The organism is Prauserella salsuginis, assembly GCF_024648885.1.
GTDB lineage: Bacteria > Actinomycetota > Actinomycetes > Mycobacteriales > Pseudonocardiaceae > Prauserella > Prauserella salsuginis.
Genome location: NZ_JANBBF010000013.1, coordinates 103,797 through 119,241, shown reverse-complemented (window position 1 = coordinate 119,241; position 15,445 = coordinate 103,797). Strand labels below are relative to the sequence as shown.

Sequence of the window (15,445 nt, the reverse complement as noted above, 5' to 3'; positions counted from 1 at the left end):
TCCGGCGGGAGTGACCGCGGGCATGCTCCCGAGCGACCGGGCGGCTCGGTGTGCCTGCCGGTGGGACTCGGGCTTGGACCGCGGACGGGCTCCCGAACGGGCGCGTGTGGTGTTCAGTCTCGTGCGCGGGCCGCGCGCCCGGCACCGCCGCTTTCCGCACCGTCGCGGTCCCCTTCGGGACGGTCCGGGTCGGGAACGTCCGCATCGGGGTCCGGCTGCTTACGCTTCTTCGGCTTCTTGCCCTTGGCCGCGACGCCGAGCATCACCTGGCGGACGGCGTCGATCACCAGCACGGCCGCCAGCGCTCCGAGCGCGACGGCCAGCGCGATCCGGTCACCCTCGTAGACGCGTGAGGTCAGCGCACTGCCGTCGTCGAGGCGGACGGTGACCTCGCGGATCGCCGACCCCCACAGCGGGAAGGCACCCCACACGGCCACCGCGGCCACGACGAGTTCGACGACGGCGACGACGATCCGCCACGGCTGGTGCAGCCTGCCGCGGCCCGCTCCGGCCCTACGGCGGCCCCGTGGCCGGGGCGCGCGCGGCGCCGCGGACGCGGCCGGCCCGGCCGGCGCGGCGGAGTCGGTGGCGGTGCGATCCGCGGATTCAGTCACGGCGTGAGTTTCGCATGGCCGTCCGCAACGCTGCCGTGAACGTCTCCGAGTCCTGCGACCACGCCTGCACATGCTTGCGGCCCACCAGCTTGAGTCCGACGGCCTCGTACCGGCGAGGCACGGTCTGGCCACCGCCGAGCACGCGGGTGCCCAGCTTGGGCTCGCGGGTGAGCACCGAGGCGATGTCCGCGATCGGCAGCGTCTCGGTGCCCTGCACCAACTCGGTGTCGGTGACCCGGACGCGCAGGAACTTGCGGCGAGCGAACACCCAGAGGCCGTTCAGCCACAGCAGACCGACGCCGGTGATGATCCACATCAACCAGTGCGGCGGCTGGCCGAGGATCAGCTCCGTGACGAACCCCAGCGCGGCCAACGCCGGACCGAGCCCGAGCCGCCACAGCGTCGCGCCCGGTTCTTGGTAGTGAACCGTGACCTCGTCAGGGACTGCAGCTGTGTCCTCGGCGCGTGTGTCCTCGGCGGCCGTGCCCTCGGCTACCGAGGACACGGTGTCGGAGTCATCGGTGCCCGAGTCATCGGTGTCGGAGTCCTCGGCGTCGGCGGTGTCGGCGGTGTCGGCGGTGTCGGCGGTGTCGTTGTCCCCGGCGCGTGTCCCCTTGGCGGCCATGTCCTCGGCGCGTGTGTCCTCGGCGTCGTTGCCGGTCACGGGTTCTTGACCACCCTCGGGAAGTACGGGTCGACGCTGGGTAGGTACATCAGCGATGTGCCGCCGAGTGCGAGCAGCACCGCGCCGATCACCGTGTAACCACCACCGAGCAGCGAGAACAGCGCGATCACGACGACGAGCACGGTCACGACGGTGCGCGCGGAACGGGTGCCCTGCCGCGCCTTCCAGGCGAACAGCACGATCAGGCCGCCGACCGCGGCCGCCCCGACGACGAGTGCCCACAGCATCGATTCGACACCTGCAGCGATCTGGGCATTGGTGACGTTCTCGTCGGTGTTCTGCGAGATCAGTTCCTCGGTGAGCGCGTCCTTGTCGAGCAGCTGCAGCACGAAGGCCAGGACCAGCACCACCGCCGCGGCCACGATCAGGCCGAACCCGACGTTGACGGGCTTCGGCGGCTCGGGCAGCTCCCGGTCGGGGTCGCCGGGCAGGTGCGGCGAGGGCGGCAGACCGCGTGCCCGCCGTTGGTCGTCGCTTTCGTCGGCTTCGCTCATGCCCCCAAAGAGTAGGGGCCGCGGAGCGGCGCATTGGGGGGCGGTGGCCGGGCGACGGGCGGGCGACTGCGGCGACTGCGGCGACTGCGGCGACAATACAGTTGAATGGGATACTGGTCAGCCGTATTGTCGACATGTGGTTCAAGCCGATGAAGCGGTGGACAGACCGCCGGGCGACCTGACGGCGCGCGCCAGGATCCGCGACGCGGCGCTGACTCAGTTCGCCGAACGCGGTGTCGCGGGCGCGACCATGCGGGGCATCGCCGAGGCGGCCGGCGTCTCACCGGGCCTGGTGCAGCACCACTTCGGGTCGAAGGAGGCCCTGCGGCGCGCATGTGACGACGCCGTGGTCGACGCGTTGGGGCACCGGTTGGCGGCCGCCGCCACGGCCGGTTCGCTGGTGGAGTCGGGCCTGCTCGCCGAACTCCTCGCCACGAGCGGCCCGCTGTTGCGGTACTTCGCCCGCGCCACGGTGGACGGGTCACCTGCGGCCGACACTGTCTTCGACCGCCTCGCGGCGGGTACCGCGGAGTTCCTCAGCACCACGTGGCCGGACCGGTTCCCGCCGGATTCGGCGGCGGCGAACAGTGCCGCGGCGGTGATGACGGCGATGCACGCCGGCACGGTCGTCCTGCACCGGCACATCGGGCGCCACCTCGGCGTCGATCCGCTCGACCGTGCTCACCCGCATCGGATCGGCGCGGCGATGTTCGACGTCTACGCCGCCATGGCCGACTTCGCGGCCTCGCCGACCGGGGAGCGGATCCGCGCATCCACCGCCGAGTACCGCACCGACGACCGGGGAGGCGAGCCGTGACCCTCGTGTCCATCGACCACCTCACGCCGATGCAGAAGACACTGCTCATCACGCTGAAAGGACGGGCGGTCGACAGCCAGGGCGCCAATCCTCTCCTGGGCGACGCGCTCGCCACCGACGTGCTCGGCCGGCTGGATTACGACACCGGCTCGGTGAAACTGATGGCGGGCGTTCCGGAAGCGGTCGCCATCCGCAGCGCGATGCTCGACCGCGCGGTCGCCGGGTTCGTCCGCACCCATCCGGACGCCGTCGTCGTCGAGCTCGGCAGCGGACTGGAGACGCGCCGGTTCCGCGTCGACCCGCCGCAGACCGTCGACTGGTACGACGTCGACTTTCCCGAGGTCATCGAGCTGCGGGAACGGCTGCTTCCGGACCGGGACGACGCGCACGGCGTCGGCGTTTCACTGCTCGACACGCGCTGGACCGACGGGATTCCGCGGGACCGGCCGACGATCGTCGTCGCCGACGGGGTCGTCGGATTCCTCACCGAGGAGCAGAACCGGCGGCTGCTGCCGCACATCACCGATCACTTCGCGAGCGGCGAACTGATCTTCAACGCCTACAGCACGCTGGCCGCCCGGATGGCGGGCCGATACCTGCGGACGGTCGGCATGCCGCCGGACTACCGCACGTTCGGTATCGGCGATCCGCAGGACGTCGTGGCCCTCGCGCCGGAGTTGACCTTCGTGGAGGAGCAGTGGGGCGATGCCGCACCGGAGCGGGAGCGCCTGCCGCTGGCGTACCGGCTCATGGCGCGGACGTTCGCCCGCTGGCCCGCGCAGGCCCGCCGCGGCGCCTGGATCGTCCGCTACCGCTTCTGATCACGTCGCACCCCCGCAACACCGCTGGCGCCCCCAAGGTGCCCTTGGGGCAGCCGCCAGGACCGCGAATGTTGCAGCTCCGCACCGGTGCGGTGGTTCAGTCGAGCCAGGTGGCGGCTTCCGCTGCCCAGTACGTGAGGATCATGTCGGAGCCTGCGCGGCGAATCGAGGTGAGCACCTCCAGGATCGTGCGCTCGCGATCGACCCAGCCGCTGGCGGCCGCGCCTTCGATCATCGAGTACTCGCCCGAGATGTTGTACGCCGCGACCGGGACCGACGAGATCTCCGACGCCGCCCTGATGACGTCCAAATAGGACAGCGCAGGCTTGACCATGATCGCGTCGGCGCCCTCGGCGAGGTCGAGTTCGATCTCGCGGCTCGCCTCGCGGATGTTGGCCGGGTCCTGCTGGTACGCGTTGCGGTCGCCCTGCAGCTGGGAGTCGACGGCCTCGCGGAACGGCCCGTAGAACGCGCTCGCGTACTTGGCCGAGTAGGCCAGGATGCTCACGTCGCCGAATCCGCCGTCGTCGAGCGCACGGCGGATCGCGCCGACCTGTCCGTCCATCATGCCGCTCGGCCCGAGCCAGTGCGCACCCGCGCGCGCCTGGGCCAGCGCCATCTCGGCGTACCGTTCGAGCGTCGCGTCGTTGTCGACCCGGCCGGCGTCGTCGAGCACGCCGCAGTGGCCGTGGTCGGTGAACTCGTCGAGGCACGTGTCGGCCATGAGGACCGTGTCGTCGCCGAGATCGGACCGCAGGTCGCGCAGCGCGACGTTGAGGATGCCGTCGTCGTCGGTCCCACCCGAACCGACGGCGTCGCGTGTGGACGGAACGCCGAACAGCATCAGCCCGCCGACACCCGCCTCGACGGCCGTCGCCGCCGCGGCACGCAACGAGTCCCTCGTGTGCTGCACGACGCCGGGCATACTGGAGATCGGCTTCGGCGCACCCGCGGCGTCGGCCTCCTCCGAGACGAACATGGGCAGGATCAGCTGACGCGGGCGGATCGTCGTCTCGCCGACGAGCCGGCGCACGGCCGGCGTGGTCCGCAGCCTGCGTGGACGATGCTCGGGAAACACATCGACACCGTACTCCCGCGCGTGCGCCTACCCTGACGGCGGCAAGATCCCCGGCCCGCCGGCCCGGCGGGACCGACACCGCCCCAGCGGAAGGACATCGTCATGAGCCCGGACGTGCTGAGCCTGACCCGAGAACTCGTCGCCGTCGACACCATCGATCACGACGAGAGCCGCACCCTCGCCGTGGTGGCGCCGCACCTGGAGGAGGCGGGCTTCGACGTCCGGACCGTCGAGCACGAACCGGGCCGCGGCACGCTGATCGCCGAGTGGCACACCGATGCGCAGACACCGCCGCTGTGCCTGTCCGGGCACGTCGACACGGTGCCGCTGGGCAGCGCCGAGTGGTCCCACGACCCGTTCCGCGCCGAGCCCGACGGCGACCGGCTGTACGGCCGCGGCACGACGGACATGAAGGGTGGGGTGGCCGCGATCGTGTGCGCGGCGATCGGTGTCGCGACGTCGACTCGCGCGCCGCGGGCTGGGCTGCGCCTCGTGCTCACAGCCGCTGAGGAGACCGGCTCGCACGGCGCGCGGGGCGCCCTCGACGTGCTGCGCGGCAAGCCGTCGGGTCCGCTGCTGATCGCCGAACCCACGGCGGGCGCCGTCTTCCACGGGCACAAGGGCGCGCTGTGGTTGTCCACGCGGGCCGAGGGCGTGACGGCCCACGGGTCGATGCCGCACCTGGGCGACAACGCCGTCTACAAGCTGGCCCGTGCGGTGGGAACGTTCGAACGGTTCGCCTTCACCAAGCAGGCGCATCCGGCGATGGGCGCGCCGACGCTGAACGTCGGCACCTTCCACGGCGGGCTGAACACGAACTCCGTGCCGGACTCGGCGGTCGCGACGGTCGACATCCGCACCGTGCCCGGCCAGGACCACGCCACGATCACCGACGACCTGCGGAGCCGGGTCGGCGACGACGCGGCACTCGAGGCGCTCATCGACCTGCCCGCCGTGTGGACGGACCCTGCCGACGACTGGGCCGCGTCCGTCGCCGCGATCGCCGCCGACGTCACCGGCCGGCCTCAGGGCAGCGAGCCGCGGGCGGCGACGTACTTCACGGACGCGTCGGTGCTGACGCCGGCGCTGGGCGGCGTGCCGACCGTCGTCTGCGGCCCGGGCGAACCCGAGCTTGCGCACGTCACCGACGAGTGGGTGTCGATCGCCAAACTCCGCGAGTCGGAGGAGACCATCCGCCGGGTCGCCGCCCAGTGGTGCGAAGCATGAGCACCGCCTGATCGCGTGTCCTGCACTCAGCACCGCGTGTCCTGCGCCCAGCACCGCGTGTCCTGCACTCAGCACCGCGTGTCCTGCACTCCGACACCGCAACACGGTCCCCGAAGCCGCACCACGGGCCTGGACAGCGAAACGCCCCGCCGCACGGGGTGTGCGGCGGGGCGTTTCGGCGAGACTCAGGAGCGGCGCGTGCGCTTGGCCTTCTTCGGCGGCGGCAGGGCGCCCTCGGCGCGCAGCTTCGCCGCGTGGGCGGCGAGGGCGTCGACGAGCACCACGGCGTTCGGCGTCTCCGGCTGCACGTCGACGCGCAACCCGAACTCCGTCGCCGTCTCGGCCGTCTTGGGGCCGATGCACGCCACGAGCGTGCGGGCGTGCGGCTTGCCCGCGATGCCGACCAGGTTCCGCACGGTGGACGACGAGGTGAAGCACACGGCGTCGAACCCGCCCGTCTTGATCATCTCGCGGGTCTCGGCGGGCGGCGGCGCGGCACGCACGGTGCGGTAGGCCGTCACGTCGTCGACCTCCCAGCCCGCGTCGGTCAGCCCGGCCGACAGCGTCTCGGTGGCGATGTCGGCGCGCGGCAGCAGCACGCGGTTCACCGGGTCGAGCACGTCGTCGTAGGGCGGGAACTCCTTGAGCAGGCCTTCGCTCGACTGCTCGCCCTCGGGCACGAGCTCCGGCTGGATGCCGAACGAGCGCACCTTCTCGGCCGTCGCCTCGCCGACGCAGGCGATCTTCACGCCGGCGAACGCGCGGGCGTCGAGGCCGAACTCGGTGAACTTCTCCAGCACAGCCTTCACCGCGTTGGCCGAGGTGAACACGATCCACTGGAACCGCCCGTCGACCAGGCCCTTCACCGCACGCTCCATCTGCGCGGGGCTGCGGGGCGGCTCGACGGAGATCGTCGGCACCTCGTGCGAGGTGGCGCCGTGGCTGCGGAGCCGCTCGGCCATGTCGCCGGCCTGGTCCTTCGTGCGCGGCACGAGGACCTTCCAGCCGTACAGGGCGCGGGACTCCCACCACGACAGCTGCTTGCGGTCCGCCACGATCGATCCGACGGTGACGATCAGCGAACCCGCCAGCTCACCTGCGTCGGCGCCGAGCGAGGCGAGGGTCGTCTCGGTCGTCCGCTGCGTGTTGATGGTGCCGTTCGACGTGACGGCCACGGGCGTGTCGGCGGGCACACCGTTGTCGACGAGCTGCGAGGCGGCCTCGGCGAGGTGGCTCGACGTGCCGTGCAGCACGATCGGGCCCTGCGCCTGCGCGACGCCCTTCCAGTCGACGTCGCGGGTGAGGTCGACCTCGGTGTGCGTGCCGCCGAGCGGCAGGCCCGCGTACGCCGGGACCGCGGTGCTCGGCGCGACACCCGGCACGATGTCGAACACGACCTCGGTCTTCGACACGGCCTGCACCTCGGCCACGACCGCGGGCTGCGTCAGCGGGTCACCCGCGACGAGACGCAGCACGACGCGGCCCGACTCGGCCTCGGTGGCCAGGTCCTTGGCGACGTCCCCCGGCTCGCCGACGGCGGGACGCGCCTCGGCCTCCTCGCGGGCGTAGGCGAGCGCGCCCGCCGGCACGTCCGGGTCGGTGACGACGACGTCGGCCTTGGCCAGCAGCTCCTGGGCGCGGACCGTGAGCAGTCCCGCGTCACCGGGGCCCGAGCCCACGAAGGCGACGCGCCCCGTGGTCTTGCTTGGGGGGGTCATGTGCTTCGTCTCTCCTCATGCAGCGGCCGCACCGAGGCCGGCGGCCGAACTCGTACTTGTCCTTCTGCGGTTCTCTGACGTTCCCGACGCGAATGTCACGTCCGTTACGTGTTGCCTGCGTGCTCCGGCTGCGGCGCCTGCACAGCGCAGGCGCCGGCCACGCACCCGACGCCCACCGGGTTCCCGCCGCGGCGGAAGCGAACGCGCCGACTCAGGACGAGAGCGCGCCTGCGCCCAGGTCGAGCAGCTCGGCGGCGACCGCGCGGCCCAGTTCGTCGGCGTCCTTCGTCTCGGCGATCGCCGAGGCCTTCAGGATGTTCACGGAGTCACCGTCGACCCCGGTGGCGGCGATCCCGCGCAGCGAGAGACGGTCGACGACCTGTCCCTCGCTGTCGAGGTCCTCCACGACATCGGCGAGCGCTCCCACGGGTGCGCTGCAACCGGCTTCGAGCGTGGCCAGCACGGCCCGCTCCGCCTTCGCGGCGACCCTGGTCGCTTCGTCGTCCACAACGGACCGAAGCAGTCGCTCGGCCTCGACGTCCTCGACCCGCGTCTCCACCGCCAGCGCTCCCTGTGCGGGCGCGGGCAGCATCTGGAGCGGATCGAGCGTCTCGGTGATCTCGTCGACCCGGCCGACCCTGGCGAGACCCGCCCTGGCCAGCACCACGGCGTCCAGTTCCCCGGACGTGACCTTGCCGATGCGGGTGTCGATGTTGCCGCGAATCGGCACCACGGTCAAACCGAGGCCGAGGGCCTTCAGCTGCGCGATCCGGCGCGGCGAACCCGTGCCGACGACCGAACCCGGCGGCAGTTCGCCCAGCGTCAGGCCGCCGCGGGCGATCAGCGCGTCACGCGGGTCCTCCCGCGGCGGCACGGCGGCCAGCACGAGGCCGGACTCCGGCGCCGTCGGCAGGTCCTTGTACGAGTGGATCGCGACGTCGATCTCGTCGGCCAGCAGTGCCTCGCGCAGCGCCGACGTGAAAACGCCAACGCCGATCTCCGCGATGGGCGCGCTGGAGCGGTCACCGGGCGTGGAGACCGTGACGATCTCCACCTCGTGACCGGCTTCGGTCAGCATGTTCGCGATCGTCTGCGTCTGCGCCACGGCGAGCTTGCTGCCGCGGGTGCCGATGCGGATCGGGCTGTCAGTCACGGGGTGTCACCGTCGATCTGGTCGGTGGTGGTCATGGGGGCCGACGGGCTGGACACCGTCTTCGGCGCCTGCGGGTCGAGCTCGAACAGCTCGCGCAGCGCCGTGGCGTAGTCGGTGTCGCTGGTCTCGGCGGCCAGCTGCTTCACACGCACGGTCGGGGCGTGCAGGAGCTTGTCCACGACGCGCTTGACCGTGCGGCCGACCTCCTCACGGGTGTCGGCGTCGATCTCGGGCAGCCGCCGGTCGAGCCGGAGCAGTTCGGCGTCGACGACCTCGGCCGCCCGCTTGCGCAACGCCGTCACCGTGGGTGTGACGGCAGCGCTGCGCTGTCCCGCCAGGTAGGCGCGGACCTCGTCCAGGACGATGCCCGACGCCTTGGCGGTCTGCTTCTCCGTGGTGCCGCTGCCGGAGTCGTGCATCCGGCGGCGCACGGTGTCGAGGTCGACGAGGCGCACACCGTCGAGGCCGCCAACCTCGGCGTCGACGTCACGCGGCAGGCCCAGGTCGCACACGACCAACGGGGAGCTCCGCGGCCCGACGTGCCGGGTCTCCAGCACGGTGCCCTTCGCGCCGGTGCACACGACGGCCACGTCGGCGTCGGACACGGCGCCTGCCAGCTCGGCGAGCGGCACCGCCGTCGCAGGCACGCCCTGCTCGGTGACCGACGCGGCGAGCCGTTCGGCGTTCGCCTGGGTGCGGTTGGCCACCACGATGCTCGCGATACCCGCCTTGCGCAGGTGGGACGCGGCGAGCGCACCCATCGAGCCCGCGCCCACGACGAGGGCCCGCTTGCCCGCGAGGTCACCGCCCGCGTCCTCCGCCTCGGCCAGCGCCGCCGACACCACGGACGCGCCCAGTTGGTCCAGGCCCGTCTCGCTGTGCACGCGCTTGCCGACGCGCAACGTCGTCTGCACCAGCTCGTGCAACGTCCGCCCGACGGTGCCCGCCTCGCTCGCGGTCGCGTACGCGGCCCGCACCTGGCCGAGGATCTGCGTCTCCCCCACGACCATCGAGTCCAGGCCGGACGTGACGTTGAACAGGTGCTCGACGGCTGCGCCCGCGTAGTGGACGTAGAAGCTGTCGTAGAGCTCGTCGGGAACCATGCCGGCCTGACGGGCCAGCACCGACGCGATGTCGTCGAGGCCGCCGTGGAACGTCTCGACGACGGCGTAGACCTCGATGCGGTTGCACGTCGAGACGGCCATGACCTCGGAGACGTGCTCCGCCTGCTGCAGCTCGTGCAGGACCTTCGGCACCTCGGGCGCCGGGATGGACACGCGTTCGAGCGTGGTCAGGTTCGCCGTCCGGTGGGACAGGCCGAGCGCGAGGATGCTCATGACGGCACCACCGCACTGCTCGCGTCCGTCGCTTCAGCCCCAGCCGCTTGGCCGTTCACCTGTCCGTCCGCCCTTCGTGCCACGTGGAAGGAGAGGATCTGCAGCTCCACGGCAAGATCCACCTTCCGAACCTCGATGTGTTCCGGAACCTGCAGCACCACCGGCGCGAAGTTCAGAATGCACTGCACTCCGCCTGCGACGAGCCTGTCGCACACCGTTTGTGCTGCGGTCGGCGGCGTCGCGATGACCCCGATGGAGATCTCCCGCTCCGCGCACACCTCGGGGATGTCGTCGAGGTGCGAGACGGGCAGTCCGCCCACCGGCACCCCGATCAGATCCGGGTCGATGTCGAACAGCGCCTCGACCGGGAAACCGCGACCGGGAAAGCCGCCGTAATTCGCCAACGCATGTCCGAGGTTACCGATTCCCGCGACCGCGACGCGCTGCTGCTTGTTGAGCCCGAGGGTGCGTTCGATCTGGCCGATCAGCACCTCGACCTCGTATCCGACGCCCCGCGTGCCGTAGGAACCGATGTAGGAGAGGTCCTTGCGGAGTTTGGCGGAATTCACACCCGCGGCGGCCGACAGCTCCTCGCTGGAGACCCTCGTGCTGCCATGCTCCTGCATGCTCGACAGCACGCGCAGGTACACCGCCATGCGGCCCACCGCGGCTTCGGGAATGGCCTTGACCGGCGCCTCGCCGTCGGTGACGGCGGGCAGCTCGGTGGTCGGGGTGTTGTCGTCGAACGCCGCGGCGGCCCTGGCGCCGGTCGCCGGTTTGGCATTCGCTCCGGCCTTGCCGCCGGCGGCGGCTTTACCGCTGGTGGCCGCCTTGCCATTGGTGGCCGCCTTGCCATTGGTGGCCGCCTTGCCGTTGGTGGCCGCCTTGGCGTTGGCTGCGGCTTTACCGCTGGTCGCGGCGCTGCCGTTGGCCCTGGCGTTCGGGGCCTTGCCGTCTGCCGTGGTCTTCGGGACCCTGGCCTTGCCGTTCGTGGCGGCCTTGGCGCCGGTGCTCGCCGCATCGGTTGCGGATTCGCCGTCGGCTGTCGTTTTCCCGTTCGCGGCCGATTTCCTGGCGAGGACCTTCTTGGCCGGGCTCTTCCTCCCCGAGCCCGGCTTCGCGCGCTTGTTCGCGCCGCCCTGCGCGGAGCCGGGCTCCGCGGCATCGTGCTCGGCGACATCGTTTGCGGCGGCCTGGTGCTCGCCTTCGGCCTGGGGGTCGACCGCGCCGCCGGACTGAGCGTCCGCGGCCGGAGCGGCATCGGCCGGGGTGTCGGCCGGAGCGTTGTCGGACTGCGCGATATCGGGCAGCGGGTTATCGGGCAGCGCCGTATCGGCCGGTGTGCCGGATGGGTCGACATCGGCGGGCGTGGCCTCGGGGGATGCGTCGGATTTCGAACCGGATTTGTTCGCGCGGCGCGACCGGGCCAGGCCGCGGACGGAGGAGGCGATGTTCCGCCGGCTCCGCTGTGCCATCACGCTCCGACTCCCGTCCCTCGGATTTTTTCGAGACGAATCCCTTGACCAGCAGGCGGCGACCGTGTTCGATGCACGGCGCGTCACCGGCGTGGAGAACACGGTAGTTCATTTGTGAACGCGTGCACAAAACAGCAGGTAAGGGCGTTGACCTGCGCCACAGCCCCCGTTTTCCTGACGCGTTGTCATTTCCGGAGGCGGCCGCCGACCGCCCCCACCCTTCGACACGACCCATGCACGCGTGTTGCGGATTCCAGGGGCCGTGTCGCGGATTCCAGGGCTCGTGTTGCGGCTTCCAGGGGCCGTGTCGCGCGTGTCCTGCACTCGGCACCGCGTGTCCTGCACTCAGCACCGCGTGTTCTGCACTCAGCACCGCGTGTCCTGCACTCGTGCGTCTCCGCGCTGATCCCGCCCGTCGCCCTCCTGTGAGCCCGCGGACTACTCCGCGGTGAACGTGATCGTGTGGTGGCCGGTCGCACCGTCGGGCAGCACGCCCATGCGCTCGGAGGTCTGTGTGTAACCGGACTTGTCGGTCGCACGGCAGGCGAGCCGATGGTTCCCGGGCCGGTCGACGTCGAGCGCGATGTGCCACATCCGCCACGTGTCGTCGGAGACATCGGCCGAGAGGGTCGCCTCCTGCCAGCGGCCGCCGTCGAGCCGCACCTCGACCTTGGCGATCCCCGTGTGCTGCGCCCAAGCGATCCCCGCGGCGATCACGCGCCCCGTGGGCATCGTGGCGCCCGACGACGGCCGGTCGATGCGCGACTGCGTCTTCACCGGCGCCTCGCGCGCCCACCCGCGGTCGAGCCAGTACGCGCGGCGCTCGTTCCACGTCGTCACCTCGAGGTCGGTCACCCACTTCGTCGCCGACACGTATCCGTACAGACCGGGCACCACGAGCCGCGCAGGAAACCCATGCTCGAGCGGCAGCGGCTCGCCGTTCATGCCGAGCGCGAGCATGGCGCCGCGGTCGCGCTCGAGCAGCACGTCGATGGGAGTGCCGCAGGTCCAGCCGTCGGAACTCGACGAAAGCAGCTGCTGCGCGCCGTCGCGCACGCCGGCGTCGCGGAGCAGTTCACCCAGGTCGACTCCGGTGAACGTCGCCGTGGAGATCAGCTCCCCGCCGACCTGGTTGGACACACAGCACAGCGTGATCCGGCGTTCGATCAGACCGCGGCGGCGCACGTCGTCGTAGGTGAGTTCGAGTTCACGATCGACCATGCCGTGGATGCGCAGCCGCCAGTCGTCGGCGGGGACCTGCGGCACGGACAGCGCGGTGTCGATGCGGTAGAAGGCGTCGTTCGGAGTGAGGAACGTCGGCGTGCCCAGCTTGGCGAAGTCCGCGTCGTGCGGCGGTGCGGACAGCCGCCGGGTCCCGCGCAACGGCGGCGCCGACGCGCGGGACGACGTCGCATCACGGGCCCCGCCCACGAATCCGCCCGTCAGCCCGGCCACTCCCGCGACTGCGGCCGCGCCACCGGCCGCGACGAGGAACCGCCGCCTCCCGGGTAGGGCCTCCGAGGCGCGGGGACCGTGCGGCGGCGCGTCGTCGGCCTGCCCGGTTTCGGCGTCAGCCGCGTCGTCGGCCCGCCCGGCGTCAGGGTCGGCTGCGTCGGGGTCGGCTGCGTCGGGGTCGGCCGTGTCGGGGTCGGCCGTGTCGTGAGGGGTGACGGTCGTCGCCGCGGTGGTGGGGGCCGGGGGCGCGGCACGACGGTGGAGCAGCAGCCACGTCGCCACCCCTGCGGCGAGACTCGCGAGCGGGGCGAGCGCGGCGAGCCTGCCGACGTCCGGGCGCGTCACCACGGCGACCAGCCCCAGGACGCCGACGGCGACGATCAGCACCGTGCCGGGCGCGGGGCCGCGTCGTGACGCCAGCGCCGCCGCGACGGCCAGTCCGAGCAGCACCCCGCCCATGCCCACCAGGAGTGCGAGCTTGTCGGCCGTGCCGAAGGTGGCGATCGCGAAGTCCTTCAGCCACGACGGGGTCAGGTCGATCGCCGTGTTGCCGACCGCCAACAGCGGCGACGCCTGGGGCCCGACGAACGCCGCCACCAAGTGACCGGTCGCCAGCGCCGCAGCCAGCGCCACGACCGCCGCGATCACGAGCCGCGCTCGCGGCACGCGCCGGGGTGCCGTCGTTGCCGGCTGCGCGGATTCCTGCGACGGATCGTCAGTCGTGGCCATGCCTTCATCGTGACGCCGAAACCGGCGCGTGTGACCAGGTCAGACCCTTACGACTCCCTTACACTCACCTGCCGCGAACCGCTACCGCCCGTGTTGCGGGTTCCGGGGGCCGTGTTGCGTTCCCCGGGGCCCGTGTTGCGCCCGCCCGTCACCCGACCGCCGCCCCTCATCCACCCACTGACGCGCGACTGCATCCATGGGCCCCGTGTTGCGGGGGCCGCAGGCAGGCGCATGTGCTGCGCTCAGCGTCCGTGTCCGAGCCCGCCGCCGCGTATGTCCTGCGCTGAGCCTCAGCCTCAGCCTCAGTCGCGGGCGAGGGCGTCGCGGACGGCGTCGTCGGTGCGGGCGACCACGGCGGTGCCGTCGTCGGCGGTGATGATCGGCCGCTGGATCAACTTCGGATACTCGGCCAGCGCGGCGATCCACTTCTCCCGCCCGGAGTCGTCCCGCGGCCACTCGGTGCGGTCCTTGAGGACCAGGTCCTTCGCGATCTGCTCCTGCGTACGGGTGATGTCCCACGGTTCGAGGCCGAGCCGGTCGAGGACATCGCGGATCTCGTCGGCCGTGGGCACGTCCTCGAGGTACTTGCGCACGGTGTACTCGGCGCCTTCGGCGTCCAGCACGCCGAGGGCAGTCCTGCACTTCGAACAGGCGGGGTTGATCCAGATCTCCATCGCTGCCTCTCGTGGTCGCAGGCCGGGTGCTGCAGTGAGGTTAGCCAGTGGCAGCGGGAGACGGCGACGTCGGACGCGGCCGGGATCAGGACACGCGTCGTACGTGGAGCTGCTTCTTGTCGGTCCTGGCGACGAGCCCGGCGGCGAACAGGGCGTCGTCTGCCTCGATCCGCGCCGTGTCGTCCTTGCCCACTTCGAGACGGCGGCGCAGCAGGGTGTGTTCCTGGGTGGCGAAGCCGGGGCTGCCGTCGACCCAGCGTTCGTACTCACCCGCGTGCGGATCACCGTCCCGCCACGGCCAGGAGTGCCGCTCGAACGCGGACCGCAGATCGCGTTCCCGCAGGTCCTGGGCGCCCGGCAGGCGCACCGGTGCGGCGTCCCCGCGGAGGAACACGAGCGTCGCGCGGTCGCGGAATACGGCCGTCGTCGTGGCCCGTTCGGTCCATGCTTCACGCCCCTCGACCTGGGACTCCACGTGGTCGTCGAGCACCCGCAGGGACAGCGCCTCACGGAAGGTGAACAGCATCAGCACGACCCCGACGGCCACGCCGAGCCCCGTCATGACCGTCACCGACCAGCCCTGCGGCAGGTCACCGAGCAGGTGCAGCCATCCCGGAGCCCCGATCGGCGTGTCTTCCAGCACGTTCGCCAGGCCGCGGAACAGCGGCCCGCCGGCGAATCCGAGCAGCACCCCGACCGCGACCGGCACCGCGATCACGAGGGCCGGAATCGCTGCGGGGATGCGGACGTCGGTGACGGAGTCGGCGGCGTAGTCGCTGGTCACACGCGGAAGAATGCCAGATCGTCCCGCATCGCGAGGTCGTGGCCGGTGGGTTGGCGTTCACCGGGCTGGGCGATGCGGGCTGGGCGATGGTGGACGGCGAACGGAAGCGATGATGGGTGCATGCATCACGTCACCGTCATGACGCGCGCAGGATGCCACGCGTGCGAGATCGCCGAGGCCGACGTCGCCCGGATCTGCGGGGAGCTCGGCGCGACGTGGTCGGCCGTCGACGTCGACGCCGACCCCGAGCACCAGGCCGAGTACGGCGATCGTGTCCCCGTGCTGCTGGTCGACGGCGATGAACACGGGTATTGGCAGGTCGAGGAGGGCCGGCTCCGCGCGGCCTTGAGCTGACGCACGCCGGGGTACGCCGCGTTCGCCGCG

The 15,445-nt window shown here is 71.7% G+C and carries 14 protein-coding genes and 1 pseudogene; 4 read left to right on the top strand and 11 right to left on the bottom strand.

The features are described 5' to 3' along the window. Positions 1 to 113: 113 nt before the first annotated feature. From LY40_RS20885 to LY40_RS20875, 3 genes are read right to left on the bottom strand one after another with little or no spacing between them, the layout of a single operon-like run. The gene (locus LY40_RS20885; RefSeq protein ID WP_183779957.1) at positions 114 to 614 is read right to left on the bottom strand and encodes a hypothetical protein; all 501 of its coding nucleotides are present in this window, start codon (positions 612 to 614) and stop codon (positions 114 to 116) included. After that, positions 607 to 1,278, bottom strand: a complete 672-nt coding sequence (gene mce1N, locus LY40_RS20880) for a transport-regulating membrane protein Mce1N (protein ID WP_258937911.1) — start codon at positions 1,276 to 1,278, stop codon at positions 607 to 609. The genes LY40_RS20885 and mce1N overlap by 8 nt, the downstream gene beginning before the upstream one ends. Further along, on the bottom strand, positions 1,275 to 1,793 hold the full coding sequence (locus LY40_RS20875; RefSeq protein WP_183779960.1) for a hypothetical protein: 519 nt from the start codon (positions 1,791 to 1,793) through the stop codon (positions 1,275 to 1,277). Before LY40_RS20875 ends, mce1N begins: the two co-directional genes overlap by 4 nt. A 136-nt stretch (positions 1,794 to 1,929) precedes the next feature. Here LY40_RS20875 and LY40_RS20870 point away from each other — a divergent pair, with 136 nt between their 5' ends. Beyond that, positions 1,930 to 2,610: a TetR/AcrR family transcriptional regulator gene (locus LY40_RS20870; protein ID WP_258937910.1), complete on the top strand. Its 681-nt coding sequence runs from the start codon at positions 1,930 to 1,932 to the stop codon at positions 2,608 to 2,610. Then, on the top strand, positions 2,607 to 3,431 hold the full coding sequence (locus LY40_RS20865; RefSeq protein ID WP_258937909.1) for a class I SAM-dependent methyltransferase: 825 nt from the start codon (positions 2,607 to 2,609) through the stop codon (positions 3,429 to 3,431). The genes LY40_RS20870 and LY40_RS20865 overlap by 4 nt, the downstream gene beginning before the upstream one ends. A gap of 97 nt (positions 3,432 to 3,528) precedes the next feature. Here LY40_RS20865 and hemB read toward each other — a convergent pair whose 3' ends face one another. After that, the gene (hemB, locus tag LY40_RS20860; RefSeq protein WP_183779971.1) at positions 3,529 to 4,509 is read right to left on the bottom strand and encodes a porphobilinogen synthase; all 981 of its coding nucleotides are present in this window, start codon (positions 4,507 to 4,509) and stop codon (positions 3,529 to 3,531) included. A gap of 102 nt (positions 4,510 to 4,611) precedes the next feature. Here hemB and LY40_RS20855 point away from each other — a divergent pair, with 102 nt between their 5' ends. Then, the gene (locus LY40_RS20855; RefSeq protein WP_258937908.1) at positions 4,612 to 5,736 is read left to right on the top strand and encodes a M20 family metallopeptidase; all 1,125 of its coding nucleotides are present in this window, start codon (positions 4,612 to 4,614) and stop codon (positions 5,734 to 5,736) included. A gap of 185 nt (positions 5,737 to 5,921) precedes the next feature. Here the strand turns inward: LY40_RS20855 and LY40_RS20850 are convergent, their stop codons facing one another. The 7 genes and pseudogenes from LY40_RS20850 to LY40_RS20820 all read right to left on the bottom strand — a co-directional run bounded on the left by LY40_RS20850 (position 5,922) and on the right by LY40_RS20820 (position 15,061). Beyond that, positions 5,922 to 7,454 (bottom strand): bifunctional uroporphyrinogen-III C-methyltransferase/uroporphyrinogen-III synthase, encoded by a 1,533-nt coding sequence (locus LY40_RS20850; RefSeq protein ID WP_183779977.1) that lies wholly within the window; start codon positions 7,452 to 7,454, stop codon positions 5,922 to 5,924. A gap of 211 nt (positions 7,455 to 7,665) precedes the next feature. Continuing rightward, positions 7,666 to 8,607: a hydroxymethylbilane synthase gene (gene hemC, locus LY40_RS20845; protein WP_183779980.1), complete on the bottom strand. Its 942-nt coding sequence runs from the start codon at positions 8,605 to 8,607 to the stop codon at positions 7,666 to 7,668. Next, on the bottom strand, positions 8,604 to 9,944 hold the full coding sequence (locus LY40_RS20840) for a glutamyl-tRNA reductase (RefSeq protein WP_258937907.1): 1,341 nt from the start codon (positions 9,942 to 9,944) through the stop codon (positions 8,604 to 8,606). Before LY40_RS20840 ends, hemC begins: the two co-directional genes overlap by 4 nt. Next, positions 9,941 to 10,720 (bottom strand): annotated as a pseudogene (locus LY40_RS20835) (redox-sensing transcriptional repressor Rex); the annotation flags it as partial. The gene LY40_RS20840 and the pseudogene LY40_RS20835, both read right to left, overlap by 4 nt. 1,137 nt (positions 10,721 to 11,857) lie before the next feature. Next, complete coding sequence (locus LY40_RS20830) at positions 11,858 to 13,603, bottom strand: molybdopterin-dependent oxidoreductase (RefSeq protein WP_258937906.1); 1,746 nt, start codon at positions 13,601 to 13,603, stop codon at positions 11,858 to 11,860. A 302-nt stretch (positions 13,604 to 13,905) separates the two neighbouring features. After that, the gene (locus LY40_RS20825) at positions 13,906 to 14,277 is read right to left on the bottom strand and encodes an ArsC/Spx/MgsR family protein (RefSeq protein ID WP_258937905.1); all 372 of its coding nucleotides are present in this window, start codon (positions 14,275 to 14,277) and stop codon (positions 13,906 to 13,908) included. An 85-nt stretch (positions 14,278 to 14,362) separates the two neighbouring features. Continuing rightward, a complete protein-coding gene (locus LY40_RS20820; RefSeq protein WP_258937904.1) occupies positions 14,363 to 15,061 on the bottom strand; it encodes a YqeB family protein in 699 nt (232 codons plus the stop codon). A 120-nt stretch (positions 15,062 to 15,181) separates the two neighbouring features. Here LY40_RS20820 and LY40_RS20815 point away from each other — a divergent pair, with 120 nt between their 5' ends. Beyond that, on the top strand, positions 15,182 to 15,415 hold the full coding sequence (locus tag LY40_RS20815; protein ID WP_183779992.1) for a glutaredoxin family protein: 234 nt from the start codon (positions 15,182 to 15,184) through the stop codon (positions 15,413 to 15,415). The last annotated feature ends 30 nt before the right edge of the window (positions 15,416 to 15,445 follow it).